General features: G+C 38.6%; 17 protein-coding genes and 1 pseudogene. 9 read left to right on the forward strand and 9 right to left on the reverse strand.

Annotated features, from left to right (window positions below; translation table 11 throughout):
* Positions 1 to 62 precede the first annotated feature (62 nt).
* Positions 63 to 779: a 2OG-Fe(II) oxygenase gene (locus FZF08_RS22070; protein WP_229216646.1), complete on the forward strand. Its 717-nt coding sequence runs from the start codon at positions 63 to 65 to the stop codon at positions 777 to 779.
* 64 nt (positions 780 to 843) lie between these two features.
* On the opposite strand, the gene FZF08_RS22075 is transcribed toward FZF08_RS22070, so the two are convergent.
* On the reverse strand, positions 844 to 1698 hold the full coding sequence (locus tag FZF08_RS22075) for an SDR family oxidoreductase (RefSeq protein ID WP_159473415.1): 855 nt from the start codon (positions 1696 to 1698) through the stop codon (positions 844 to 846).
* A 188-nt stretch (positions 1699 to 1886) separates the two neighbouring features.
* Here FZF08_RS22075 and FZF08_RS22080 point away from each other — a divergent pair, with 188 nt between their 5' ends.
* Positions 1887 to 4583: a TonB-dependent receptor gene (locus FZF08_RS22080; RefSeq protein ID WP_159473418.1), complete on the forward strand. Its 2697-nt coding sequence runs from the start codon at positions 1887 to 1889 to the stop codon at positions 4581 to 4583.
* 42 nt (positions 4584 to 4625) lie between these two features.
* Here FZF08_RS22080 and FZF08_RS22085 read toward each other — a convergent pair whose 3' ends face one another.
* On the reverse strand, positions 4626 to 5204 hold the full coding sequence (locus FZF08_RS22085; protein WP_159473421.1) for a Crp/Fnr family transcriptional regulator: 579 nt from the start codon (positions 5202 to 5204) through the stop codon (positions 4626 to 4628).
* Positions 5205 to 5487: 283 nt separating this feature from the next.
* Between FZF08_RS22085 and FZF08_RS22090 the strand changes: the two genes are divergently transcribed.
* Entirely contained in the window at positions 5488 to 7839 is a 2352-nt protein-coding gene (locus tag FZF08_RS22090) for an ABC transporter permease (RefSeq protein ID WP_159473424.1), read from the forward strand.
* A 176-nt stretch (positions 7840 to 8015) separates the two neighbouring features.
* The gene (locus FZF08_RS22095) at positions 8016 to 9329 is read left to right on the forward strand and encodes a Fic family protein (RefSeq protein ID WP_159473427.1); all 1314 of its coding nucleotides are present in this window, start codon (positions 8016 to 8018) and stop codon (positions 9327 to 9329) included.
* 42 nt (positions 9330 to 9371) lie between these two features.
* Here FZF08_RS22095 and FZF08_RS22100 read toward each other — a convergent pair whose 3' ends face one another.
* The gene (locus FZF08_RS22100; RefSeq protein ID WP_159473430.1) at positions 9372 to 10439 is read right to left on the reverse strand and encodes a fatty acid desaturase; all 1068 of its coding nucleotides are present in this window, start codon (positions 10437 to 10439) and stop codon (positions 9372 to 9374) included.
* A 779-nt stretch (positions 10440 to 11218) separates the two neighbouring features.
* Here FZF08_RS22100 and FZF08_RS22105 point away from each other — a divergent pair.
* On the forward strand, positions 11219 to 11566 hold the full coding sequence (locus tag FZF08_RS22105) for a hypothetical protein (protein WP_159473432.1): 348 nt from the start codon (positions 11219 to 11221) through the stop codon (positions 11564 to 11566).
* 56 nt (positions 11567 to 11622) lie between these two features.
* Here FZF08_RS22105 and FZF08_RS22110 read toward each other — a convergent pair whose 3' ends face one another.
* The 3 genes from FZF08_RS22110 to FZF08_RS22120 form a co-directional block, all read right to left on the reverse strand.
* Positions 11623 to 12864, reverse strand: coding sequence for a GAF domain-containing sensor histidine kinase (locus tag FZF08_RS22110; RefSeq protein ID WP_159473435.1), 1242 nt, complete (start codon positions 12862 to 12864; stop codon positions 11623 to 11625).
* A gap of 269 nt (positions 12865 to 13133) precedes the next feature.
* Entirely contained in the window at positions 13134 to 13901 is a 768-nt protein-coding gene (locus FZF08_RS22115; RefSeq protein WP_159473438.1) for a DUF72 domain-containing protein, read from the reverse strand.
* A 100-nt stretch (positions 13902 to 14001) separates the two neighbouring features.
* Positions 14002 to 14955: a bifunctional helix-turn-helix transcriptional regulator/GNAT family N-acetyltransferase gene (locus tag FZF08_RS22120; protein ID WP_159473441.1), complete on the reverse strand. Its 954-nt coding sequence runs from the start codon at positions 14953 to 14955 to the stop codon at positions 14002 to 14004.
* 193 nt (positions 14956 to 15148) lie between these two features.
* Between FZF08_RS22120 and FZF08_RS22125 the strand changes: the two are divergent.
* Positions 15149 to 17248 (forward strand): annotated as a pseudogene (locus FZF08_RS22125) (PQQ-binding-like beta-propeller repeat protein).
* Between the two features lie 126 nt (positions 17249 to 17374).
* Here FZF08_RS22125 and FZF08_RS22130 read toward each other — a convergent pair.
* Entirely contained in the window at positions 17375 to 17671 is a 297-nt protein-coding gene (locus FZF08_RS22130; protein WP_159473444.1) for a hypothetical protein, read from the reverse strand.
* A 49-nt stretch (positions 17672 to 17720) separates the two neighbouring features.
* Between FZF08_RS22130 and FZF08_RS22135 the strand changes: the two genes are divergently transcribed.
* The 3 genes from FZF08_RS22135 to FZF08_RS22145 all read left to right on the forward strand — a co-directional run bounded on the left by FZF08_RS22135 (position 17721) and on the right by FZF08_RS22145 (position 20302).
* Positions 17721 to 18098, forward strand: coding sequence for a VOC family protein (locus tag FZF08_RS22135; protein WP_159473447.1), 378 nt, complete (start codon positions 17721 to 17723; stop codon positions 18096 to 18098).
* A 212-nt stretch (positions 18099 to 18310) separates the two neighbouring features.
* The gene (locus tag FZF08_RS22140) at positions 18311 to 19219 is read left to right on the forward strand and encodes an AraC family transcriptional regulator (RefSeq protein ID WP_159473450.1); all 909 of its coding nucleotides are present in this window, start codon (positions 18311 to 18313) and stop codon (positions 19217 to 19219) included.
* An 81-nt stretch (positions 19220 to 19300) separates the two neighbouring features.
* Positions 19301 to 20302 carry an aldo/keto reductase gene (locus FZF08_RS22145; protein ID WP_159473453.1) on the forward strand — a complete coding sequence of 334 codons (1002 nt, stop codon included), beginning with the start codon at positions 19301 to 19303 and terminating at the stop codon, positions 20300 to 20302.
* Between the two features lie 541 nt (positions 20303 to 20843).
* Here the strand turns inward: FZF08_RS22145 and FZF08_RS22150 are convergent.
* Both FZF08_RS22150 and FZF08_RS22155 read right to left on the reverse strand, forming a co-directional pair.
* Positions 20844 to 24017, reverse strand: coding sequence for a T9SS type A sorting domain-containing protein (locus FZF08_RS22150; RefSeq protein WP_159473456.1), 3174 nt, complete (start codon positions 24015 to 24017; stop codon positions 20844 to 20846).
* Between the two features lie 200 nt (positions 24018 to 24217).
* A complete protein-coding gene (locus FZF08_RS22155; protein WP_159473459.1) occupies positions 24218 to 25072 on the reverse strand; it encodes an NAD(P)-dependent oxidoreductase in 855 nt (284 codons plus the stop codon).
* Between the last annotated feature and the right edge of the window lie 436 nt (positions 25073 to 25508).

Consider the following 25508-nt stretch of genomic DNA (forward strand, 5'->3'; position numbering starts at 1 on the left):
TTACATAAACTGCTCAAAACCAATATTTTAAACAAATCCTAAAAATCAGTCATTGTTCATTTATGAACAATTCAGTTCAAGAGCGTACAGTAATTCAAAGCGAATTATTTAAGGTTAGTAAACCATTAATAAGACGTACCTTACATAAAGGGCATTTTGCCAAATTCATTCTTCTCCACATCTGCTTGGAAGATATCTTTAATACCCTCATCGACAGTTTCATAGACAACAAGGTGGGCATTGCAGAAAATTTTTTAAGTCCGTCGCTGGCGGCACATTTGAAGGATAATCTGAACGAATTATATTCTGGAAAACAACTCTTGTCGGCAGGTACCGGGAATGATAAAACTACTTCCCACAACAAACTGGTAAGAAGTGATAAAATTTACTGGCTCGACCGCAAACATAATGATCCTTTTGAAAATAATTTTTTTGAACTCATGGATGGTTTTATCAGTCACCTGAACAGCACCTGCTACACGGGAATCACCGGCTACGAATTCCATTATACGATGTACGAAACCGGTAGCTTTTACACAAAACATGTGGATCAGTTTAAAAACAACAGCAGCCGTCAATACTCGATGATCATGTACCTGAACGCCGACTGGAAAGAAAGTGATGGCGGGGAGCTATGCATTCATCACGCAGATCATTTACAAAATATTTCTCCCGTTAATGGTAAAAGTGTTTTTTTCAAAAGCAGTGAGCTGGAACATGAAGTTTTGCTGACAAACAAACCCAGGATGAGCATCACCGGCTGGCTAAAAATTAATTGAGCCAAATACAAAAAAAATGTCCTTGCAGATTCAGCAAGGACATTTTTTGTTATAAATATTAATTTTAACTATACTTCTCCAACCATCTGCTTTTTATTTCTGCTCTTGCATTAATAAATTCAATATCCGTTCCTTCCGCTATCGCATCCAGTGGCATACGTAAGGGCCGGGTTCCCTTTTCCATGTTTACAAGTTTCAACACGCCATCAGCAATTACTTGCGGATTCATATCAAAAGCTGACATTTTCCCAAATAAACCCGCTCCTAAAGCATTGAATTTTTGTGCTGCTGCATCGCCGTATTCCTCAATAATTTCCTGCTTGTCTGCGTTAATGCCGGATTTACTTCCGTTATTCATTTCAGTTGGATACACACCTGGCTGAATGCTCACATTTTCAATTCCGTAATCGCGCAATTCTTCCTGCATACCCTCGGTGATACTTTCAACGCCAAATTTTGAAGATAGGTAAGGAATCATAAAAGGCAATGTGTGCCCACTGGCTCCAGATGTAATGTTGATGATCAAACCATTCTTATTTTGACGCATCGAAGGCAAAACCGCCTGGTAAGTTCTCAGTACACTAAGGAAATTGACATCAAACATATTTTTAACCTGCTCGATGGAATAAGCTTCAAGCAAGCCGTAACCTGTAACCGCAGCATTGTTGATCAACACATCGATTTTGCCATATTTTTCCAAGGTCTGGTCCACTGCCTTTTGAATCGATTCTTCGCTCGTTATTTCAAGTTCTACCACTTCAACGTGAGGCAAAGCAGACAATTCTTTTGCAACCTCTGCATTTTTCCCAGTTATGCCACGCATACCTGCAATCACGGTATGGCCCGCTCCGGATAACGTGATCGTCATTAATTTCCCAAAACCTGTACTTGTTCCTGTTATTAAGATAATACTTGACATTTTGTATCGCTGTTTAAATTTATTGATACAAAATTAACAGACAAACAGGCGCGCTCCATTGACAAATGATACATTCGGTCTTGACAAATATCAAGAAAATGACCTGCCATATTGTTAAATAAATTATAGTTACTTGATTAATGAAAACAGAAAATTTAGACGTATATTGATATCATAAATCATGATATATGAAGCACGTTTCACTCTTCATCTTCTTTATTTTTATTTCTGGTAGTATTTTGGCACAAACCGGAAAAATTTCTGGCCGCGTAATTGATGCTAAAACATTGGAACCGCTGCCTTTTACCAATGTGTATATCAACAACACAACCATTGGTGTCACAACTGATACTTCTGGTAAATTTATTCTGCCAAATCTGCCGCTCGGCTCTACTGAAATCGTTTTCTCGTTTATCGGATATCTTCCTCAGCAATTAAAAATAGTGGTGAAAGAAACTGGAAATACCCCGTTAGCGATCTCGCTTGTCGCCGATTCCCAGCAATTATCAGAGGTTGCTATAAAATCCGGAAGGGATAAAAACTGGGAAAAGCAGTTAAAAAAATTCGAGAAAGTTTTCTTTGGGAATACCGCCAATTGCAAAATTCTAAATGCCTGGGCCCTTGATTTCACAGAGGAAAACAATACCATGACGGCCAAAGCTCCGATTCCTTTGGAAATTGAAAACGATGTACTCGGTTACAAGCTTTTCTTTCAATTAAAAAAATTCGGGTTTTCAGCAACAGAATTTTCAATCGTAGGTAATATCCGCTTCACAGAAATGGAAACAACCGACAAGTCCGTGGCTGCAAACTGGATGAAAAACAGGGAAAGTGCATACCGTGCTTCGGCGAAATTTTTGATGAAATCCATACTGGATGGAAATATGAGCAAACACGGATTTGTTTTGTATAAAGATAAATTAAAAGGAAGCCCTCGCAGCGATAATTTCAGTCTTGAAATAAAGCATAATCTTTTGCCTTATGATACCACAGGAATGGTCGCCCGCCTGTCGGGAATCAATGAATTCCGTATAAGTGCGAAGGAAAAAATGGAGGTTCACAACAAACTGGATAATACTAAAAACCGCTTTTATGTGGACGTAAGTAATCCCGTCAGCTGGCTGGAAACAAGAAATGGCTATATCCTGATCAACAAAGAAGGTACGATATTGAATCCTACCGACGTCGCCATTTCCGGCGCTATGGCCGATGGGCGTGTTTCAGGAATGTTACCGTTCGATTATAAACCCGGAAGTATCATTACCGTCCAATCTCCTGAAAGTTTGCTGGCAAAAAGTCTACAGGAAAAAGTGTATCTGCAAACGGACCGGCCTTATTACTATCCCGGAGAAAATATCTGGTTCAGCGGTTTTATGAATTATAGTACGCCCGGGCTTATGGATACGTTGAGCAAGGTTTTATATGTTGATCTGATAGCTGCCGACAAAAAAATCCGCAAAACACTAGTCATTCCAATTGATAGCGGAAGAGCCGCAGGAGCAATTCAAATTCCTTCGAAGATAGCACCTGGAAACTATGTTTTAAGGGCATATACGCAGTGGATGAGAAATTACGGAATCGATCAGTTTTTCTATAAACCTGTTGCAATTTTAAGTCCGACCGAGGGAATTGACGGTATCGCGGCTGGTTCCTTGACCGATAGTTTGCTGAAAATAAAGTTTGATAAAACGGACTACAAAACAATGAGCAAAGTCAAAATGACTGTTTCGCTCGACAGTGTACTTTTAAATAATTTGATAAAGGGCACTTTTTCCGTTACCGTTCTGGATGAAAAATTGACTGTTCCGACAACAGAATTAACCAGTATTAAAGATGATTTTGAGCTGTCGGCAATACCCAAAGAAATACCATCAAATTTTAGATATCCGATACAATCCGGCATTTCAATGGATGGTATTTATCAGGACAAAAAGGGAAAACCAAAGAAAGCAAAACTTACCTTGATTCCCGAAAATATGGGTGGAATTTACCAGACATCCACATCAAATACCGGCGAATTTGCTATCAAAAATCTGATGTTTTATGATAGCACAAAATTCGTTTTTCAGCCTGCCGAAGGAAAAGTTATTGTCGTAAATCAGGACTCGCCCTATCTTCCTGAAAAACTACCGGTATCAAATTTGAAGCATAAATCACTATCGACTCCTCGTTTGTACAATTCAAATGATACACTTCGGGCAACTTTGCTTAAAGAATTTAAGGTCACAGGCGCCAAAATAGTTAAAGAGGAGAATATATATGCCAAACCGGATTTCTATATTAAAGGCCCAAGTATGGGAAATTTTGGAAGTGCTGCCGAAGCAATTGCAGCCAAAGTTCCTGGCTTTAAATTGATTTCGGAGGATAATAACTGGTATCTAATCTGGAATCGGTTCACCATTAATGGAAGAGACGGACATCCGCAAGAGCCCAATTTATATATCGACAATGTGATGGTAACTGGTGAAACCGCCGGAAACAGGTTATTTCAACTAAATCCTGCCATGATTGATCACATTGAAGTCAACGGTATGATCACAGCAAACCAGGGAGCAAATGGCGCCAATGGTTTGGTGAGTGTTTTTACCAAAAAGACAAACGAAGTTGATACCAAGGCATTATCGTATTTTACTGCGCACGGATTTGACAGGACATTACCTTTCCCAAACCCAGATTATGACGTTTTCAAACCAACTGCCAGTGGTAAGGATAATCGTTCTACATTGTACTGGAATCCTCGTTTTGAAATAATTTCGCCTCGAATTCCTGTTACCCTTTCGTTTTTTACGTCAGGGCAAACCGGGAATTTCCGGGTGATTATTGAGGGAATTACCAATAGAGGAAATACGATTCATTCCGAAGCCGTCATTCAGGTTGTTAACTAGAATAATTTCTATCTTAAATCCCGATCATTAAACGCAAACAAATCATTTTCTCATGATTTGTTTTTTAATTCTGCTAAGCGTTTCGGGTGTAATACCCAGATAAGAAGCAATCATATGACGGGGAACCCTGTTTGCTAACCCGGGCCGTGAAGTTAGAAAATTGAGATATTTCTGCTCTGCCGTCATGCTGATTATGGTGTTAATTCTTTCTTGTGAGGCGTTGAATCCTCCTTGTAGTATTCTGTTAATAAGCTCATTGAAGACCGGTAAAGTTGTGGTGAGCATATCAAAATCTTCTTTTCTTATCATCACCACTACCGAATTCTCAATGGCATCAATGTTATATTTTGAAGGTGTTTCGTTCAATAAACTTTGTCGGTCGCCTGCCCACCAGTTCTCGGTACTGAACTGAATTACATGTTCGATTCCCTTATCATCAATACTATACCTTCTCAAACATCCTTCAATTACAAATATATTATATCGCCAAAATTCACCCTGTTGCAACAAAAATTGCTGTTTCCTTAATTTTTTGACAATACACACAGATGCAATAATCTCCCACTCATTTTCGGAAATGGCTGCTTTTTCTGTAATATATTTTTTAAAAACTGATAACATGAAATGCGGATTGTTTTTAGAGAAAACTGGTGGATAGGTTACTTATTTATATTACATTTTCAGCTCGGCGAATGTTCCTGATTTCATCGAAACCTAATAATTTATGTGTTCAGTTACATAAAATTAGTGTTCAAAACTGAACATTCAAAAAAATAGATTCTATTATCAATAATCTGATTATCAATATATTAAATAATAATTTTTTTTTGGTATATAATTTGTGTAACACTAGCAGTCCTTGCATGAAAATCAACTTTTACATAAAGTCCTAAACTTTGCAGCCATGTTCAAAAATTACTTCAAAATCGCGATCCGCAGTTTATTGAAAAATAAGCTTTTCTCGTTTATCAATATTTTTGGCCTGGCACTGGGTATGTCTTGCAGTATGCTGATATGGCTTTGGGTTAGGGACGAAATTTCCTACAATAATTTCTATCCTGATCTCGAACAAATCTATCTAGTCAGGTCTGGCTCTGACTGGAAAGGCGACAAAATTGTTGGCGAAGCAACACCAGGTCCCTGGTCAGAAGCTATTGAAAAAGAAGTACCGGAAGTTGCAGCACTTACCAAAATAACCTGGAACAGGGAACTGCTGATAAAAGTTGGAGAAAATTCCACCAAGGAAAATGGCCTTTATGCGACCACAGATTTCTTCAAAGTATTTCAAACTCCCTTTTTAGAAGGTAACGCAAAATCTGCGATTGAGCAGCCTAATTCTATTGCTATTTCGAGGAAACTCGCAGAAAAATATTTTGGTGGCTCTAACGCTGTCGGAAAAACGTTAAAACTGGATAATGCAAAGGATTTCACGGTAAGTGCAGTTTTTGAAAATATACCAAAAAATGCCTCAGTTCAGCTCGACTGGATCATCAATTTTAAGGTTCAGGAACAGGACTGGATGAAAACCTGGGGGAATTATAGTTTTAAAACCTTTGTTCGCCTCAACCCGCAGGCCAACCCTGCACACGCAGATGCAATCATCAAAAAGGTCATTAAGAAAAATTCGCCTCCACAATTTGTAAGTTTCCCGATGCTTCAAGCTTTAATGGACCTATACCTTTATGGCGAATATGAAAAAAAGAAACCTGCCGGTGGCCGCATAGAATATGTTCGGGTGTTTTCTATCGTCGCCATTTTTATTTTGCTGATCGCCTGTGTCAATTTTATGAATTTGTCTACTGCGCGTTCTGTCAAAAGGGCAAAAGAAGTGGGCGTCAGGAAAGTTGTGGGCGCAGAAAGAAAATTTTTAGTGATGCAATTTTTGGGAGAATCGCTGATCGTAAGTGCACTGGCAGCACTTTTGGCTATGGTTTTCGTAATCGGCTTATTACCTGCATTTAATGAAGTGGTTCAAAAACAGATTAGTCTTAAAGCACTGGATCCGGTTTTATGGCTTTCAATTATTTCTCTTGTGTTGATTACCGGAATGGTTGCCGGTAGTTATCCAGCCTTATATCTTTCTTCATTACAGCCAATTCGAATTCTGAAAGGAAGACTGACCTTTACCAACAAAGGTGCATTTCTCAGAAAAGGATTGGTAGTTTTCCAGTTTGGACTGTCCATATTCCTGATCATTGGCATGTTGGTCATTGGCCGCCAGATGAACTATATTCAAACAAAGCGCCTGGGACTCAATAAGGAAAATGTACTTTACATTTCTCTTGAAGGCAATTTGTACAACAAGCTCGAAGTTTTTCGTCAGGAAATTCTTAATTCTCCATTCATTGCGTCAGCAACCACAACGGGTTCTATGCCAACCAATATTCAGGGAAGTTCCGGAGATCTGGATTGGGACGGTCGTGATAAGGACTTGGTCAATACCGTGAGCGCGACTTTTGTCGGATACGATTTTGCCAAAACCATGAATATTGAAATGCTTGATGGCCGGGATTTCTCCAAAGATTTTGCTGCGGATACCGCCAATTATATTGTCAACGAAGCGGCTGTTAAAATGATGAAAATGAAGGATCCTGTTGGGAAACAAGTTAAATTCTGGATGGGAAGAGGAACCATTGTTGGCGTAATGAAAGATTTCCATTTAAGTACCTTTCATCAGGCTATACAGCCTTTAATTTTAGTCAATTATAAGGGGCTGAATACGGAATTTATGATGATTAAAACTAAACCTGGAAAAACAAAAGAGGCGATAGCTTATATTGAAAAAACAACCCGATCATTTAATCCTGATTACCCTTTTTCTTATCATTTCCTCGACGAGGACTATGAAAAAATGTATCGTTCAGAAATGATCGTCAACACGCTGATCAAATATTTCGGAATATTGGCCATTGTTATTTCCTGTCTGGGATTGTTGGGACTCGCTGCATTTACGGCTGAACAGCGTACTAAGGAAATTGGAATAAGAAAAGTAATGGGCGCCAATGTTGCAAGCGTAATTGCTTTACTTTCAAAAGATTTCATGAAACTGATACTGGTTTCTATTTTAATTGCTTCGCCGCTTGCCTGGTATGCAATGGACAAATGGTTGCAGGATTTTGCCTATCATATCGATTTATCCTGGGGCATATTTATGCTTGCGGGTTGCATTGCAGTTTGTGTAGCCATGTTCACAGTGAGTTTTCAAAGTGTAAAAGCGGCTTTGATGAATCCGGTTAAGTCGCTGAAATCGGAATAAGTCCTGTACTTTTTTTAGCCACGGATACACGAATGTTCACCAATAAATATTTGTGAACATTCGTGTATCCGTGGCTTTTTATTATTTCATAATGACAAATCCACTTAAAAATTATGTCAAGTTTACTGCTTATCAAATTTGATTAAATAGCTTTACATAAAAACATAGTCTTGCCAATGGGATCGATAGAAAAGGCGATGCAGCTTAAAGAGCAACTGGATTCTTTAAGACCAATCAGCTTAGCACAGGAGTTAAAAATAATGCAAAAATTTCGGTTGGACTGGAATTACCATTCAAATAACCTGGAAGGTAATTCGCTAACCTATGGAGAAACCAAAGCATTGATTCTTTTTGGTCTGACTGCGCAGGGAAAACCTTTGAAAGATCACATTGAAATAGAAGGACATAATGAAGCGATCGAATGGATTCTCGATATTATAAAAGGAGAATATCCAATCACCGAATCGTTCATCCGGGAAATACATTCTCTACTATTAAAGGAATCCTACACGGTTAATGCGATTACAGCAGAAGGTTTGCCTACAACCAAACGTGTCGAAATTGGGAAATATAAAAGTCAGCCCAATCATGTTTTAACAAGTACAGGCGAAATTTTTCGTTTCGCCACACCGGAAGAAACGCCTGCCATGATGGGCGAATTGATAGACTGGTACCGCGGAAAAATTGTCAGTGCCGACAAAAATCCCATTCTTATTGCAGCAGAATTCCATTATCGCTTTATCCGCATTCACCCTTTTGACGATGGAAATGGAAGAACAGCCAGAATTCTAATGAATTTTATACTGATGCAATTTCAGTTCCCGCCCGTCATCATTAAAACAGAAGAAAAGAATAAATACTTTTTTGCTCTAAGACAAGCAGATAGTGGTTTGATTGAAGCCTTTGTCAATTACATAGCAGACAATCTTGTCAACTCTCTTGAAATAATGATCCGGGGAGCGAAAGGTGAAAGTATTGAGGAGTCAGATGATTTGGATAAAGAATTGGCGATTTTGGAAATGCGGTTGAATAGAGGAGATCAGGAAGTAGAGAAGACGGTTCAGTTAATTCATGAGTTATTTGATAAATCAGTAATACCATTGATTCATCAATTTTTGGAGGGAACAGAGAAATTCAATAAGTTTTATATTCAAAATTCAGTTTTCGTTGGGACAGATACTGTTGGCTACACTGACAAAATAAAAGGCATAGCGGAAATTCAGCAAAGAATAAATATAAATACGACATCTTTTAGAGTAGCGAATAATTACGGAGTATTCAAACACTCTGTGGTTGGAAATTTTGATTTTCAATCCAATATACAAGTATTACTAAATGACAAAACTTATATCGTTCGAAACGAAAGACTGGCTATTCGAATTGAAAAAAGTTACAACACCCAACTAACCGAAGAAGAAATCAACTTAATCGTCAACGAAGAATTAAAACGTCACAAAGACTTTATAGAACAAAAAATGAAGAATGCATAACCGCATTCTTCATTTATATATTTTGTTATTTTAAAACAATTTCTATTCTACTTCAACTTTCTCCTCAACCATTACAACCGAATTTTTCTTAGCGAGATAAGGTAAGTGATACTGCTGTTCAAATTGCTTTTTCGAGTCTGTATAAGAACTTACCGCTCCTACCATATTCATGAATTTGATATAATAAAATGCCATGTCAATCTGGTGCGATTTAAAACCGCTTCTGGCGCTTTTTGGGTAAAGATGGTGATTGTTGTGCCATTCACCTGCAACAAAACCTGGCCATAACTGATTGATTGACTTATCATTATTATTATAATCTACACCTTCCTGCTGCTTATCTTCACCCTTGGCGTGACCTTCATAATTGAAAGTACGAACGCCAACCGCCCAAAAACCGGCTGCACCAAAAAGCGTACAAGCCAGCGCATGTCCGCCTAAAAGATAAAAAGCAGTATACCAAAATGCCCAGTTGAGCACCCATGAAAGAGTAGCCCGGGCCGGATTTACATAAGAACCCCATTTCAAATATTGGGCGTAGGTATTGGCAGTTACACCTGTATGTTTCATCAATGATTTTACGCGGTTATAATCTGCTTCACTTAAATCTTTCGCAATGGGCTGGTGATTTACATCGGCTAAAAAACAGTATAAAAAACCTGCTTGTGCATTGTAAGGATCGCCAGGCTGATCTGATTTCGCGTGGTGAACATGATGAGAAACTACGTAAATTTCTTCTGGTATTACGTTGATTGTCAAGTTCTGTGTAAAAAACCGCCAAAAGTTATTCTTAAACTTGTAGGCGCCATGCGTACAATATCTGTGATGCCAGATTGTACCATGCGTTCCCATGATGATCATGCTGTACAAAAAAGCAGCGGCCAACATTGCAAAGCTGAAAAACTTAAAGACAAACAGAAAAAAGAAAGGAATCAGACATAAAACTTTAAGCCAGCTAAAAAACGGCAGCCAGTTTTTTACATCTCCGAAAACATTGAGTCTTGCAAAAAATTCTTTAAAAATCTGACTTGCATCGGGTTTAATTAAATTGCCTTCATCATCCTTCCAGCCATAAGAGGGGGTTTGTAATACGTAATCCAAAAATGCCATTGAGTATTATATTTAAAATTATTATGAGTCTCTTGTTTGCTGAAAGTCTAGAAATATTACAGAAAATTGGTCACTTGGTGTAAATCATATTTTCGAAACGGATTATTTCAACATAATTATTTGCGGATCCCTAGCTTCATCAAATTCTTCGACAAAACTTTATTCCTGAGTATCCGTTACTGCTTCACACCTACAAGTTGTACAATTCAAAGTTGTTATACTAACCAAACTCGAATAAAAGATTTTTATTGCTTATTCTACTCTTAATTAGTCAGAAGTTGAAAGATATACTTTTACTTTCTGTTTTTCGCCCGTGATTTTAAATTTCTCAAATTAACAAGGAATTATTCTTTCTATAACATTAAAGTTTGATAATATAAGCAGTAACTTTTTGTGTACCTGACATTCATTAAAGTAGTACAAAAACAATAATCCTGCGACTAGAAAACCGCAGGATTATTATTTTGTGACAGGGAAATGGATAACTATATTTCTTTAAAATAAAAAACTTCTGCGTCCAAGACACCCTCACCAAGATTAAAGCGAAAACAATTGCGTGTGCGATTAATTTTTGGAAGAACTGGATATCATTGAAAATGAAATTTCTAAAACGCTAATGAGGCTATTTAAAGACAAAGCAGCTCAGTAAAACTTTCTGAGCCATAGGAATCCAAACCCTTTAATAAGAAAAAATAAATAATCTAACTACTAAAAATCTATCCAGTCTATCACAGCGTAAGTTATTCTAAAAGGTACATTATTAACGAAAACGATTGGGAATGACAAACGAGGAATATTTTAGTCTATTATCAGAAGCAATGAAAAAGAAAAAAGTAATACGCTACGAAAATAGCAGCAGCAGAGACGATTACTACACCTATGCCATTAGAGAAACATCGGAAGGATATGTCTTCTTTTGCTTAATGGAAACCTTTTTTAAAGCAGGAGATAATAAAGAAGGCTGGAAAACAGGTTCGCTTTCGTCTTATCACGAGTTTAAGGTCATCAGAGGTGCTACACTTTCATCATTAATTCTGACAAACGAAATTTTCATACCAAGAAACAATTATAAGGAAAAACTTCCCTTATTAGCTCAACAAGAATCGACCTGGTTTACAGTAGACTAAAACAATAACTTAAAATAAATACAAGAAAGGGTTTTCGAAATTCGGCACCTTTTTTTTTAGTTTTGCGGCAGTTCTACCCGAAAAACAGCTCCCTCTCCCGGATCCGATGTGATACTCAGATTTCCTTTAAGACTCTCGATAAGGTGTTTTACCAAAGCCAGTCCAAAGCCATATCCGTGCTCTCCATCAGTACCGTCCGTTGTGCCCGATGTACCTTGCAAAATCGAATTAATTCCATTTTGGTTAAGTCCTATGCCGCTATCTTTTACTTTGATAATCAGAATTTTAGATAAATCATTGATTACCAGATCCAGGTTCACCGTTACATCTCCGCCAATCGGTGTGAACTTCATTGAATTGGAGATAAGATTTCCGGCGATTTGCAGCAACTTATTTTTTGAAAATGGAACTGATTCTGTTTCCAAAGTAGTAATGACCTGGAAACGAATATCCTTATTGATGGCCTGCGGTTTATAAAGTTTTTCCAGCTTATCCTTGAATATTAATAAATTGAAATCATTCGGGGAAGGTGAAGTACCGGCCAGTTTTTTTTGCGGCTTGTGTGCATTTAAAATTTCCTCTGCAAGATCCAAAATCGAGTTTCCGCTTTTGTGGATAAGATTTATAAATTCCAACACCTCTTCCATCTGGTTATCTTCCCCCTGATCACGAATGATCGAGGCAAGTCCAATAATCCCACCCAGCGGCCCTCGGATATCATGCGCCACTTTTTGCTGGGTATGGTGCGCTTCAATAAGTTTGGATTTCAAACCTTCCAGAACCTTCTGTGTTTTTAACCTGCTAACGATCTCATCAGCAATGATTTTCAACAGTTCTATTTTTTCAGGATCTAATACTCTTTTTTGTTGATCAAGCACACACAAAACCCCGATATTCAGTCCGTCAGAAACTTTTAAAGGAATGCCGTAATAATAACTGACATTTGGCTCACCCGTTACATAAAATTTATCCTTAAAACGATTATCCCCTTTCAGATCAATTACTTCAAAATGATCATCCGTCATAATCGTATATTGACAAACCGAATCCTGCCTCAGCATCTGATCCAAATCAAGTCCATAATTAGAAATGGTCCATTGCGTTAGCGAATCAATCATATTCACCAAAGAAATACTAGTTCCGGCAACTTTGGCTGCAAGTTTTGCAAGATCCTTAAATTGAGAATGCTGATCGGAAAAATCTAAATCCAGTTCGGATAGACTCATTATCCTCTCCATTTCATTTCCAGGAATTGGAGGATTCGCATTTGATAATTTTTCGTTAACGTTGAGTTCCATCGATTTTTTTTACTGAAATTCAATAATCAGGGACTAATTAATACCTAAATCTGGTTAATCACAAACAATTTGAGGCAATTTTTTGTAAAAAGAATGCAGTTAAAAAAATCTAGGTTTCACTACCCTCTTAGTTAGAACTTTAACCAGATTACTTTCTCTTTTTATTCTTTAAATGCAATTTTATTTTTATTGAAATTACTTCACTAAAACCGACACGCATGCATAATCCTAAGTTTCAGAACTGCTAAATTTTTATATGTATTATACTTTTAAATAATATAGTTAGTAACAAAAGTATCCAAACTATCCAGATTCCTGATTGCGTCACCGGCTGTATTATTGAAATAACAATACACATTTTTCCCCTCATTTTTCCACTTATTAATAATTTCAGCATAGTCATGAAGCAGATCGTCTTCGTAATGACCTCTATAATCGCCATCTGGGCCGTGGAAACGCAGGTACTTGAAATTCTCAGAAATTGGACTTAGAGGTGTTGCAGACTTTGGTTTGTCATGTATTACAACGGATGCGCCATATGCATGCGCGAGTTCATAAACATCTTCATTATACCATGAAGAGTCCCTGAATTCAAGCGCTGTCTTCCATTCCTTCTCAGGATCAGCGGTTTGAATATGTGCTAAAAGTTTTTCCAAACCTGAAAACATATTGACTTTCAGACTTGGAGGAAACTGCACCAACAAACATGCTTTTTTATTTTTCACATGATTAATGGTTTCGATAAAACGAAAAACATGTTCCTGCTCAAAAGTAAGTCCCTTATTATGTGTTATTTCCCGCCACAACTTGAATGTAAATATAAAATTTTCGGGGACATTCTCAGCCCACTTTCTAACTGTGGATGCCATCGGGATTTTATAAAATGAACTGTTAATTTCAATACTACTGAACAAGGATGCATAATATTCCAGTTGACTTTTTTCCCTGAATTCGGCAGGATAATATTCTTTATTAGGCACTGGAAGAACCAAGCCAGTTGTTCCAGAATAAAATGCTCCTTTGCTGTTTCCGCTCATATGATTAAATCCGGTACTAATTTTTCAGTCTAAATCAAATTTTGTACCAACGGCAAATGTTCTTTTAAATGCTTTGGATTAACAACGGCCCCGGAATTTCTTATTTTATGATTAATTCCATTTGAATATTACATCGTTCATAAGGCGTTATTCTGCCCGCAACTTTCTGGAATCCAAGTTTGTGATAGAGATTAATTGCGGGTTTAAGAATTGTGTTGCTTTCGAGATAAATCTTTTCTGCACCAAGTTCTTTTGCTTTTAAAATAATAGCTTTTCCTAAAAGCCAGCCCATACTTTTTCCTTGTACTCTGGGAGAAACAGCCATTTTAGCAAGTTCAAAATCATAATCAGGATCCTCCATTTTGATTAAAGCGCATACCCCAAGAGGTTCGTCATTGTAAAGAGCGACCAGAATTTTGCCGCCCTTTTTCAAAATATACCCTTCCGGGTTATCCAGCGCTTTGAAATCCGAGTCCTCCATTTTGAAATAAGCAGAAATCCATTCCTGATTTAAATTCCGGAAAGCTTTTTGGTATTCAGGACTATACTCAACAATTTGAACGTTACCACTCTCCCGCAATTTTTTCTGCTCCTGTACTCTTCTCAGAAGCGTTTTTTGTTCAAGTACAAATTCCCATTCTTCTATCGCTTTCCAGAGATCATTTCGCGTTTGTGCTGAAATTTCATCAATAGCGCTTGCTACATCAATATATTGATCTTCAATCTGGTGCGTAACTTGAATACCTTTTTCTGATAAGCAAACCACATTTCTACGGCCGTCGGTTTCATCTTTTTTTTCAATTACAAAACCTTTTTTTGACATTTCACTAATAATCTTACTTACAGAAGGATGAGAATGTCCGATTTCCTTTGCAATGGCCGTGATCGTTTTTTCTTCCCCTTTTGATAAAACATAAAATACCGGAAACCATTTTGGCTGCATATCAATGTCGTATAACTGGTAAACCTGCGCAGCATCTTCGGTTATTTTTTCAGTGAGCATTCTGAGTCTGCTGCCCAATGCCATCTTTCCAATTTGATTGAAAAATTTCATATAAAATCAATTACGTAATCAATTACATAAATGTATGCATAATTATAATGACTGGTATTTTATTTTTTAATGTTATAATATCTCATTAATGATCTTTTAAATTTAGTATTGAAATTGAAAACTGTTAGTAATCACAACAACCTGATTATCATTAAGTTATGCTGACTATTTCAAATAAAAAAATTCACAATTAATGAAAACACCTATTACTTTTGTATTATTTCTACTGTCAATATTAGCATATGCTTTTATTTCAATAATAGATATTCCAAACGAAGACTGGAAGGAATACAATGGAAATGGCGACAGAAATCACTACTCTGCCTTAAAACAGATAAATAAAGAAAATGTAACGCAACTTAAAGTAGCCTGGACCTATCACTCCGGAGGTGCTGATACAGCCGGAAACAGGACACAAATGCAATGTAACCCCATCATTATCAGTGGAATTCTATACGGCGTTTCTGCCGAAACACAGGCATTTGCGGTGGATGCGGCTACGGGAAAAGAGCTTTGGAAAACAAACCTATCCGATAATGGCGGCACGACCAGCCGCGGTGTAACTTTCTGGTCCGCCAAAGAGGATAAGAGGATTTTCTTTGGAGCTGGAAAATGGCTTTATGCTTTGAATGCCCATACCGGAAAACCTATTGAAAATTTTGGACAGCATGGAAGGATAAATCTGAAAGAAGGAATTGAACGGCCAGGTGCGGATGATTATGTACTTTCCAATACGCCGAATACGATTTTCAAAAATCTGATCATTACCGGAACCAGGGTCAGTGAATCAGAAACTGCGTTGCTCGGCGATATCCGTGCATTTGATGTAAAAACCGGAACGAAGATCTGGACATTTCATACCATTCCGGAACAGGGAGAACCCGGCTATGAAACCTGGCTTAAACAACCTGCAAGAAAAAATATTGGCGGGGCAAATTCCTGGGCTGGTATGGCTATAGACAGAAAACGTGGAATTGTTTATATACCAACGGGTTCGGCGGCCTACGATTTTTATGGTGGCAACAGACCGGGGAAAAATCTTTATGCAAATTGTCTTCTAGCCCTGAATGCCGAAACAGGAAAAATGATCTGGCACTATCAATTGGTACATCACGATATTTGGGACCGTGATCCACCTTGTCCGCCAAATCTGGTAACGGTTGTTCATCATGGGAAAAAAGTGGACGCCGTGGTACAAATCACCAAACAGGGTTATGTGTTTGTTTTTGACAGAGAAAATTGAAAACCATTATTTCCGATCAGAGAAACGGCATTTCCTTTGGACGTTGTTCCGGGTGAAAAACCAAATCCTACGCAGCCGATACCAACACTTCCTGTACCTTTCACCCGGCAAAGTTTTACAGAAAAAGACCTCAATACTTTTGCGGCGGATGGAGATTCGCTTGCCGGACTTATCAGAAAAGCACGCACAGGAAGTGCTTATATCCCGATTGGATTTGACATGACGATTTTCTATCCCGGTACCGACGGCGGTGCACAATGGGGAGGCGCGGCAGCAGACAAAGCAGGAATTTTATATGTGCCAGCCAAAGAAATTCCTGTTTATACTTCTCTCATTAAAAAACCATCAACAGAAGAAAATAAAGCGGGTACTTCCCGACTTTATCAGCTCAATTGTGCAGCCTGCCACGGCGTGGACCGCAATGGGAATCATGATGGCTCCTACCCTTCCCTAGTCAACATTCATAAAAGATTAAATCCAAAACAGGTTCATCAGCTTTTGCTGAAAGGCCGTGGAATGATGCCCTCCTTTTCGCACATTCCAGAAAATGAAAGAGCAGCAATCGTTGATTTTATTTTTGACAAAAAACCGGAAAAAGAAATTGCATCAACACAAAAAAGTGATGTCCCTTACCAGCATACCGGCTATAATCGCTGGTATGATAGAAATGGATATCCGATCAGCATGCCGCCGTGGGGAACGCTTACTGCGATAGATTTAAATTCGGGACAACGGAAATGGCAGGTTCCTCTTGGTGAATATAAAGAACTGACAGACAAAGGAATAAAACCGACCGGAACTGATAACTACGGCGGCCCGCTGGTAACGGAAAGTGGATTGCTGTTTATTGCCGCATCCAAAGATGAATATATACGGGCTTTCGACAAGGAAACCGGTAAAATTCTGTGGAGTGCCAAACTGCCATTTGCCGGTTACGCCTCACCAAGCACATATTCAGTAAATGGCAAGCAATATATTGCTATTGCCTGCGGCGGCGGAAAACTAAATACAAAATCAGGAGATCAGTATATAGCTTTTGCTTTACCCTAATAACGGATTTGGACCGGCAATAAAACCCGCCAAGCCGCTGATTGTACATTTGTTTCCATTGTCAATCCTTAATGATCCGAATCCATCGACAAAAAAGGCTGCAACAGCTGCTATGTATTCGTTTTTTTAGTTCAATTTTGAAACCAAAACGGAAAACCTACTTATCATTACGCCTAACGCCAGAAGCAAAATAAGCCATACCGCATAATTTGTTACCCGTTGCGTCAATACGGTAACAAAATTCGAATTTGGTGTTATTCTTTCCAATATCCACCACGATACCACAAGCGCGGAAAATGCTGCTCCTGCAATTCGGATAAAGGAATAATAATAACTTTTACTAAAAACAATAAGCCAGGGAAATATCCGCACGATTACAAAAAGCTGCATCAATTCCCGGCGTTCCTTATGCCAGTTTGACAAATAAAATTGTTACATTTCTTCTATGATTCTGCACATTAAAAAAATAAAAATGGAAGAGAAACACCCAACCTTCGCAAACGGAAAAATATGTTATATAGAAATTCCGTCGGATGACATTCATGTCTCATCCGCATTTTATGAAACTGTTTTTGGATGGATAATCCGTCGCCGTGATGACGGGAGCGTATCTTTTGATGACGGAGCTGGTGAAGTAAGCGGCACGTGGATTACCGGCAAAAAAGCAGGTACGGGAATAGGAATGATGATATCAATTATGATTAATGATATTCATGCCATCATGGAATTGATAACTCAGAATGGAGGAAAAATAACAGAGCCTGTTGGAAAATACGACCCTGAAATTACTGCACAATTCAGTGATCCTTTCGGGAACTTGTGGGGACTGTATCAACATAGAAAGGATTAATTTACACGCACATACAACAGTTATGACATTGTTGAGCTTTATTCAGCCTTATTACCATAGCAAATCCGCTAGAGGAAAACTTTCCGTAAAATAAGTATCTGTAACATTTTACGAGCTTGTAACTTTAAAACTGACTTTTAGTAATAAATTTGCCAGTAAGAAAATACTAAAAAACACTACCCTCCAACGTTTGATTTTTATAACTTTAAATAATGACTAATTCAGAAACCGTTAAGGAATTTTATGACCGTGTGCCAGCAGCTAACAGATTTGGCTTGCCTTTGAACAACGCCGGCGCCGGACATTTCAATGTTTTTTCAAGAGAATCCTGTGCTGTTATCACTCCATATAGCCGTCGCGATTTTTACAAAGTTTCTCTGATTATTGGCACAGGAAAACTGCATTATGCAGATAAATGGATAGCTATTGACAGCCCTGCCCTTCTTTTTTCAAATCCGGTAGTCCCCTATTCCTGGGAAGCAGAATCTCCTATACAACAAGGTTGGTTCTGCCTCTTTACGGAGACATTTCTACAACCGGATGAGCGCAATCAAAGCTTACAAGAATCACCGTTGTTTAAAATTGGAGGAAATCCAATCTTTTTTATTGATGAGTTGCAACTGGAAGAAGTCTCAGGAATTTTCAAAAAAATGATGCGGGAACTAGCGTCAGAATATACGCATAAGTATGGTCTGCTACGAAATTACCTTCATTTAATTATTCATGAAGCAATGAAAATACATCCTGCCGAAAATTTCGAAAAACATGTAAATGCGTCTTCCAGGATCACTTCTCTTTTTATCGAACTTCTTGAAAGGCAATTCCCTATTGATACACCGGAAGATGCCTTGAAAATGAAAACGGCCAACGATTATGCCCTTAATCTTTCGGTGCATGTGAATCATTTGAACAGGTCGGTTAAGGAAACTACCGGAAAAACTACTACAGAACATATCGCCGCCAGAATAACCCGCGAAGCACATGCACTACTGCTGCATACCGACTGGGACATTTCAGACATTGCTTACAGTCTGGGTTTTGAGTATCCTGCCTATTTTACTAATTTTTTCAAAAAACACATTGGTGTTCCCCCAGGGGAAATAAGAAATCCGGTTGTTTGAATTTTGTAAATATTTGTTTGAATATATTAAGCCAGGTTCCGGTATCTTCTGCTAGTTTTGTTCCAACAAAAATCAGGAATTATGAAATATAGAAATCTTGGAACAACACCAGAAAAACTTTCAGCTCTGGGCTTGGGATGCATGGGAATGAGCTTTGCTTACGGCCCCACTGACGATGAAGAAAGTATTGCCACGCTGCACAAAGCACTGGATTTGGGTATTAATTTTTGGGATACAGCCGATATGTATGCAAACGGCCTGAATGAAGAACTTGTATCAAAAGTGCTGGTTTCAAACAGGGAGAAAATTTTTATAGCTACTAAATTCGGATTTCGTTTTAAGGACGATGTTGCAGGCCCGAGCAATGCAGCCGGAACCTACTTTGACGGATCTCCGGAATGGATAAAAGTGGCAGTCGAAAAAAGTTTAAAGAGATTAAAAATCGATACTATTGATCTTTATTATGCCCATCGGGTTGATAAAAATGTACCCATTGAGGAGACGGTCGGTGCTATGGCTGAATTGGTAAAAGAAGGGAAAGTTCGTTATCTGGGATTGAGCGAAGCTTCGGCGGAATCTATTCGTAAGGCTCATGCAATTCATCCGATCGCAGCACTGCAAAGTGAATATTCGTTACTGACCAGAGATGTGGAAGGTAAAATTTTATCGACGGTACGAGAGCTTGGTATCTCGCTCGTTCCTTATTCCCCACTTGCAAGGGGACTTGTGACAAACAAACTGGATCTGGGCACTTTGGCAGACGATGACTTTCGTAAATCATTACCCCGCTATCAGCAGGAAAATGCTGATAATAACGCAAAACTCGTAAGTGGCTTTGCTGAAATTGCAGCTGATAAAAATTGTACACCGGCTCAACTGGCGCTGGCCTGGGTACTGGCGCAGGGAGAGGATATTATTCCAATTCCGGGTACAAAAAAACGGAAATATCTGGAAGAAAATGCGGGAGCTATTGACGTCAATTTATCTGCTGAGGATCTAAAAAAGGTTGATGAATTAATAGCGAGGTATCCTCATACCGGCGAACGTTACAATGAAGGATCTATGAAGCTGGTGAACAATTAATGCACTGAATTTGAATTTTTATAAGCGCAGGCAGATTTAATTCTGTCTGCGCTTTTTTCATCATAATACTCTTAAAAGTCAATGCTTTACATTTTCATTAAAACCATAATTAATACATCAGAATGCACGGTTTAACCATTCCATTTCAAACCATTATCATGCAATTTTGTTGCGGGAACGAAATATAAAAAGTAAAATATCACTGCGGTAATCCTTACTGAAAATATTGAGAATTAGGTTTTGGAATATAGAAAGTGGTGCTAACGAATATCGCTTCGGGCTCCGGAGCGATATTTTCAAATTTTAAGAGAAACTTAATGTCGTAGGGTCATGGCAAAATCTTCAAGAACACTTACCATACTTTTGCTCGGCGCCACCATTTTGATGGTATTTACAATATTGTGCAAGCTTTATGCTGCAATTTGTTAATCTGTGCTTTTTCCGATTAATGATCATAGCTCAAATGGCATATAGGATTATTTTTTTCAATAAAAAAGCGTATCTGAAATTCAGATACGCTCAAAAATGGTTACAAACAGAATTATCTGACTATAAATATTTTGTTGGTTTGTATAGTCCCATCCACTTTTTTGATCTTAACAAGATACATTCCGGAAATAAGATGGCTGATTGAAATTCCCTCTTCGGAAATCTTTGCATTTTGAAGAAGGATCTTACCCTCAACATTGAGAATTTCAACTGACTTAATTTTTGGTAATTCAGATTTTGTAAAGAAGATTTTATCTGACACCGGGTTGGGAAAAACCGAAATCCCTAAGCCATCAAAAGACAAATTGCGGATTGTGCTATAAGCAAATGCTGCATCCCGATCAACCATTTTAAGACGATAGAGATTTTCTCCTCCGTATGGCTTGTTATCAATAAAAGTATATGTTTTAAATTTTTCACTTTCCTCAGCGGCGGCAATAGTACCAATTCCTTCCCACGAAATCCCGTCTGAGCTTTTTTGTATTTCAAAATAATCAGAGTTCGTTTCCGATATCGTTGTCCAATTCAAAATGGCCTGACTTTCTACTTTCTTTGCTTCAAAAGAAGATATTGTTACCGGAAGTGGTGTGTTATCCATGAAGATATAAGCAGCACCGGCCTTGAATATTAAGTTCTGCTCAGAGGCATCCGCAGCATTATGAGTAGCACTTACAAAAATGTATTTTCCATTAATTGCAACATACATTCCGAAAAGATCGCCAGCAGAATGGAGGCTCGATTGAATTCTTTGTATCGGAATCCAGTTATTAATTCCTCCATCATTTTTCAAAATATAAGCCGCCCCAGACTGACTTTGAGGGCTGGTACTTGGTAAATCTGATTCACCATAAGAACCAATGACAGCATAATTGCCGCTGATTCCTACTGAGATACCAAAGTTGGCATTGTTAGAACGAACCGGTGCTGTAATTTTTTTGACCTGCAACCAGTCTCCTGCCACATTGGTAGTTCTTTTAAAAATATAAACTGAACCGGAGTTTTCCACGACAGTGCCACCTCCATTTGCATCTCTGTTATCATAAGGAGCTCCAACAAAAACGTAACCAGCATTTAAATAAACGCTTGTACCAAAAGAATCTCCTGCTATACGGTCAGACGCAACAATTCTTTTTACTTGTTGCCAGGTTCCTTCAGTATTCCTGGCAAAAATATAGGCAGCTCCTGATCTTCTGTTATCACCAGACGAGAGAATTTCTTCATTTGGTGCTCCAATAATGAGCGTATCCCTTGAAATACCGACCGAACTTCCAAAATAGGCTTGTGGGTTCGGAAGAGGTGGCAAAATTTTCTGAAAATATCCCCAATTATCATTTCCGCCAAAATTTTTGGTGTAAATATGAGCAGATCCAGCGCTCGTAGTAAGATCTATGTCAGTACCTATCAGAATATTTTCCCCTGATATTGACACTCTCTGACCAAAAAAGCGTATTCCTTCCGGAGCTGTAATTTTCCTTAGTAACCCCCAATTATTACTTCCCCCCTGGTCTTTCTTAAAGATATACACAACACCGACAAAACTATTAGTACCATAGGCACCTACAACAGCGTAATCTCCTGAAATTGCCAGGCTGGTACCGAAATAACCGTTTTCTTGCTGAACATCCGGTACTAATTTCTTTATCTGTGTCCATTTTCCAGAAATATTCTGTAATACATATGCCGCACCCACACTTTTTTCACCGTCAAAATGTGCACCCACCAGCGCGTATTGACCATCCACTGAAAAAGGTCCCCCATAACTACTACCATACGTACCCGTGGTAGCCGCTAATTGTTGTTGTTCGGACCAATTTGAAGTAGATATTTGAGCATTGTAAAATACATGAGCTGAGCCACTAGCTGTCACAAAACCACCTACACCGTCCCAAACCTCGTTCATTGCTCCCGCAAGTATATAGTTTCCATGAACTGAAACCGCATTACCAAAAGACGTATTCTCCGTACGAAAGTAAGGATTGATCTTTTTTGTAAAACCCCATTGGTCCGCACCATCCTTATCTTTTACGAAAATATAGGCAGAACCTGCATATGTGCGGTTGTTATTATTATCTTTACCCTCGCTCCTAGCACCCGCTACGGCACAATTACCGCTAATTGAAACAGAATAGCCAAAAAGATCTCCTTCTTCCCGGTCAAAAGAAATCATCTTTTTCACTTGTCCCCAATTTCCTATGCCTCCATAATTTTTACTAAAAATATAAGCTGCTCCTGAGGTATATGTAGCATTGGTTGATGACCGGTCATCATCGCCGATTGCTCCAACGATTACGTTGTCTCCACTGATTGCAACAGAATATCCAAACTGATCCAGAGCTGAACGTATTGATGCGGTTATTTTTTTCGTCAAAGTCCAATGTTCACTACCTACGTCTTTTATAAAAATATAGCCCGAACCTGAATTATCTAATGGATTATTTTCAATCAGATCGTCGTCATCCTGATAACTGCCAACTACTGCCATATCCCCGTCAATGGCAACCGAAAAACCAAAATAATCATATGGCGCACGTAAGGCTGCTGTTATTTTTTGAGTTAAGCCCCAGTTTTCCGTTCCTCCAAAATCTTTTTTGAAAATATAAGCAGATCCGGAATCGTCCACTGTAACTGATTCCTGTGAATCCTGATCTTCCTTATATGCACCAACAATCACATAGTCATTGCTAATTGAGACAGAGGATCCAAACAAATCATTTTCACTGCGATTCGCAGCCGTGATCTTTTTCACCTCCCCCCAATTATCCGTTCCTCCCTGGTCCTTCTTAAAAATATAAGCAGATCCCATATGCATAAATGGCCCATACGAGTCATCAGGTGCTCCAATGACAATATAATCTCCATTGATGGCAACAGAAGATCCAAATTTACCCAAGTCAAAACGATTACTCGCGACAAGTTTTTTGACCTTTTTCCAGGTTCCCGCATTGTTGTAAAACAAATAGGCAGCACCCGAATTCTCCATGAAATTTGCACCAACTTCGTCCTCATCTTCATTTGGCGTTCCTACAATAGCGTAAGTACCTGAGATAGCGACGGAATAGCCAAAATTGTCAGCATACGATCTTCCGGCGTTCGTTTTATCCTGACGATCACCAGCGACAGATTTCAAAATCTGGTTCCAGTTTTGTGCATAAACGGACTGAATACTGCATAACAGAACAATAAAAACAGCAAGTGTTCTTTTAAAAGAAGGTAAAGAATTTTCCATTATAGGTGAGTAAAGAAATAATTATTATAAAAGATAAGTTTACGACATTTGCTGCCACGAAATTAGTAAATGTTAGAATCGTTCAACATGTAACTATTGATTTATTTGTTACTACACCCTCATATTTTGTCAATAAATAAAACAGCCTTTCCCAAAGAATCAGGAAAGGCTGTTTTTGAGCTAACTTTTAATTATCCTTACTATCCTTTTATTTGTTTAATCACAGAAATAATGTCCTCCTCCCCAAAAGCTAATTCAGCCTTCTGAAAAGTTTGGTAAACGGAATCTCCCAAGGGCGTATCCAGTCCTTCTGCTTTTGCCAGGCGCAGATCTTTGGCGATATGTTTTAATGCAAAAGCTGCCTGATAATTCTCTTTGATAATTGCCTCCCCTTTAATTTTCCCGAATACATTCCCCAACGCGCTGTTGTTGATAATCGTCATTAAATCTTCGGTTGCTATTCCATTTTTATTAGCAAAAACGATAGCCTCGGCAAGTCCTTGTGCATGAATTGCCAGTAATGTATTGACGGCCAGTTTAGCGGTATTTCCGGCACTGCTCTCTCCTACACGCAAAGCGAGTTTCCCCATTTTATCCAAAATGGGTTTTACTTTTTCAAATATTTGATTGTTGCCGCCCGCCATGATAACAAGCTGCCCTCCCTCCGCCTGTTTTACACTTCCTGATACCGGGGCATCCAGATAACTATTTCCTTGTTTGGCGCATAGATCAGCCATTCTTCGACTGATTCCAGGCGACACCGTGCTCATGTTGATGATGATTTTATCACTAGAGCTAGTACTTAACAAACCATTTTCACCCTTAAAAATAGCATCGATTGCTATGTCATCCGAGACCATAATGATGATTACCTCCACTTGCTGAATTAGTTCTGCGGGCGTGGAAGCTATCTCCGATCCCATTTCTTTAAGCTCCCGCTCCTTCTCTTTGCTACGATTAAAAACGGTAACCGCAAAACCTGCTTTAATGAGTTGAACGGACATGGGAATGCCCATTTTGCCAAGACCGATCCACCCTATCTTAGTATTGTTCATGATCTATTTTAATATTATCGCCAAAATGATTTTACAAAAGTCTTCAAATATCAATTAGCTTACACTGTTTTCCAAGACCTAAAATATAAAAGAAGAAAATAGCAAAGCAACCTTCTTAACTCGTTAACCTCCGCCGTATATTTTCCAGATTTTCTTCTGACTGGACTGTATGGATAGAAACTTCCCCAATAACTACACGCTTCTTTATAAGAAAATTAATAGATAATATAGACACTTAACAAGAAAAAGACCATCCTTTCGAGATGGTCTTTTTCTTATTTTGTAATAGTATTGTGGCGGCTACCTACGCGCGGCCCGACCTACTTTACCAGGTTTGATCGGGAGCGGCTAGTTCAAGCCTGCGCAGCGCGGTATCATCGGCGGTTCTGGTCGGAGTCACGCTGACCTGGGCGCACTAGGCGTGCCCCTTAACTTC

The organism is Dyadobacter sp. 3J3, from assembly GCF_009801115.1.
Taxonomy (GTDB): Bacteria; Bacteroidota; Bacteroidia; order Cytophagales; family Spirosomataceae; genus Dyadobacter.

What these genes read in the sequence shown, in the direction of transcription:
- FZF08_RS22070 (WP_229216646.1), top strand. Translation starts at nt 63, where the DNA reads ATGAACAATTCAGTTCAAGAGCGTACAGTAATTCAAAGCGAATTATTT.
- FZF08_RS22075 (WP_159473415.1), bottom strand. Translation starts at nt 1,698, where the DNA reads ATGTCAAGTATTATCTTAATAACAGGAACAAGTACAGGTTTTGGGAAA.
- FZF08_RS22080 (WP_159473418.1), top strand. Translation starts at nt 1,887, where the DNA reads ATGAAGCACGTTTCACTCTTCATCTTCTTTATTTTTATTTCTGGTAGT.
- FZF08_RS22085 (WP_159473421.1), bottom strand. Translation starts at nt 5,204, where the DNA reads ATGTTATCAGTTTTTAAAAAATATATTACAGAAAAAGCAGCCATTTCC.
- FZF08_RS22090 (WP_159473424.1), top strand. Translation starts at nt 5,488, where the DNA reads ATGTTCAAAAATTACTTCAAAATCGCGATCCGCAGTTTATTGAAAAAT.
- FZF08_RS22095 (WP_159473427.1), top strand. Translation starts at nt 8,016, where the DNA reads ATGGGATCGATAGAAAAGGCGATGCAGCTTAAAGAGCAACTGGATTCT.
- FZF08_RS22100 (WP_159473430.1), bottom strand. Translation starts at nt 10,439, where the DNA reads ATGGCATTTTTGGATTACGTATTACAAACCCCCTCTTATGGCTGGAAG.
- FZF08_RS22105 (WP_159473432.1), top strand. Translation starts at nt 11,219, where the DNA reads ATGACAAACGAGGAATATTTTAGTCTATTATCAGAAGCAATGAAAAAG.
- FZF08_RS22110 (WP_159473435.1), bottom strand. Translation starts at nt 12,864, where the DNA reads ATGGAACTCAACGTTAACGAAAAATTATCAAATGCGAATCCTCCAATT.
- FZF08_RS22115 (WP_159473438.1), bottom strand. Translation starts at nt 13,901, where the DNA reads ATGAGCGGAAACAGCAAAGGAGCATTTTATTCTGGAACAACTGGCTTG.
- FZF08_RS22120 (WP_159473441.1), bottom strand. Translation starts at nt 14,955, where the DNA reads ATGAAATTTTTCAATCAAATTGGAAAGATGGCATTGGGCAGCAGACTC.
- FZF08_RS22135 (WP_159473447.1), top strand. Translation starts at nt 17,721, where the DNA reads ATGGAAGAGAAACACCCAACCTTCGCAAACGGAAAAATATGTTATATA.
- FZF08_RS22140 (WP_159473450.1), top strand. Translation starts at nt 18,311, where the DNA reads ATGACTAATTCAGAAACCGTTAAGGAATTTTATGACCGTGTGCCAGCA.
- FZF08_RS22145 (WP_159473453.1), top strand. Translation starts at nt 19,301, where the DNA reads ATGAAATATAGAAATCTTGGAACAACACCAGAAAAACTTTCAGCTCTG.
- FZF08_RS22150 (WP_159473456.1), bottom strand. Translation starts at nt 24,017, where the DNA reads ATGGAAAATTCTTTACCTTCTTTTAAAAGAACACTTGCTGTTTTTATT.
- FZF08_RS22155 (WP_159473459.1), bottom strand. Translation starts at nt 25,072, where the DNA reads ATGAACAATACTAAGATAGGGTGGATCGGTCTTGGCAAAATGGGCATT.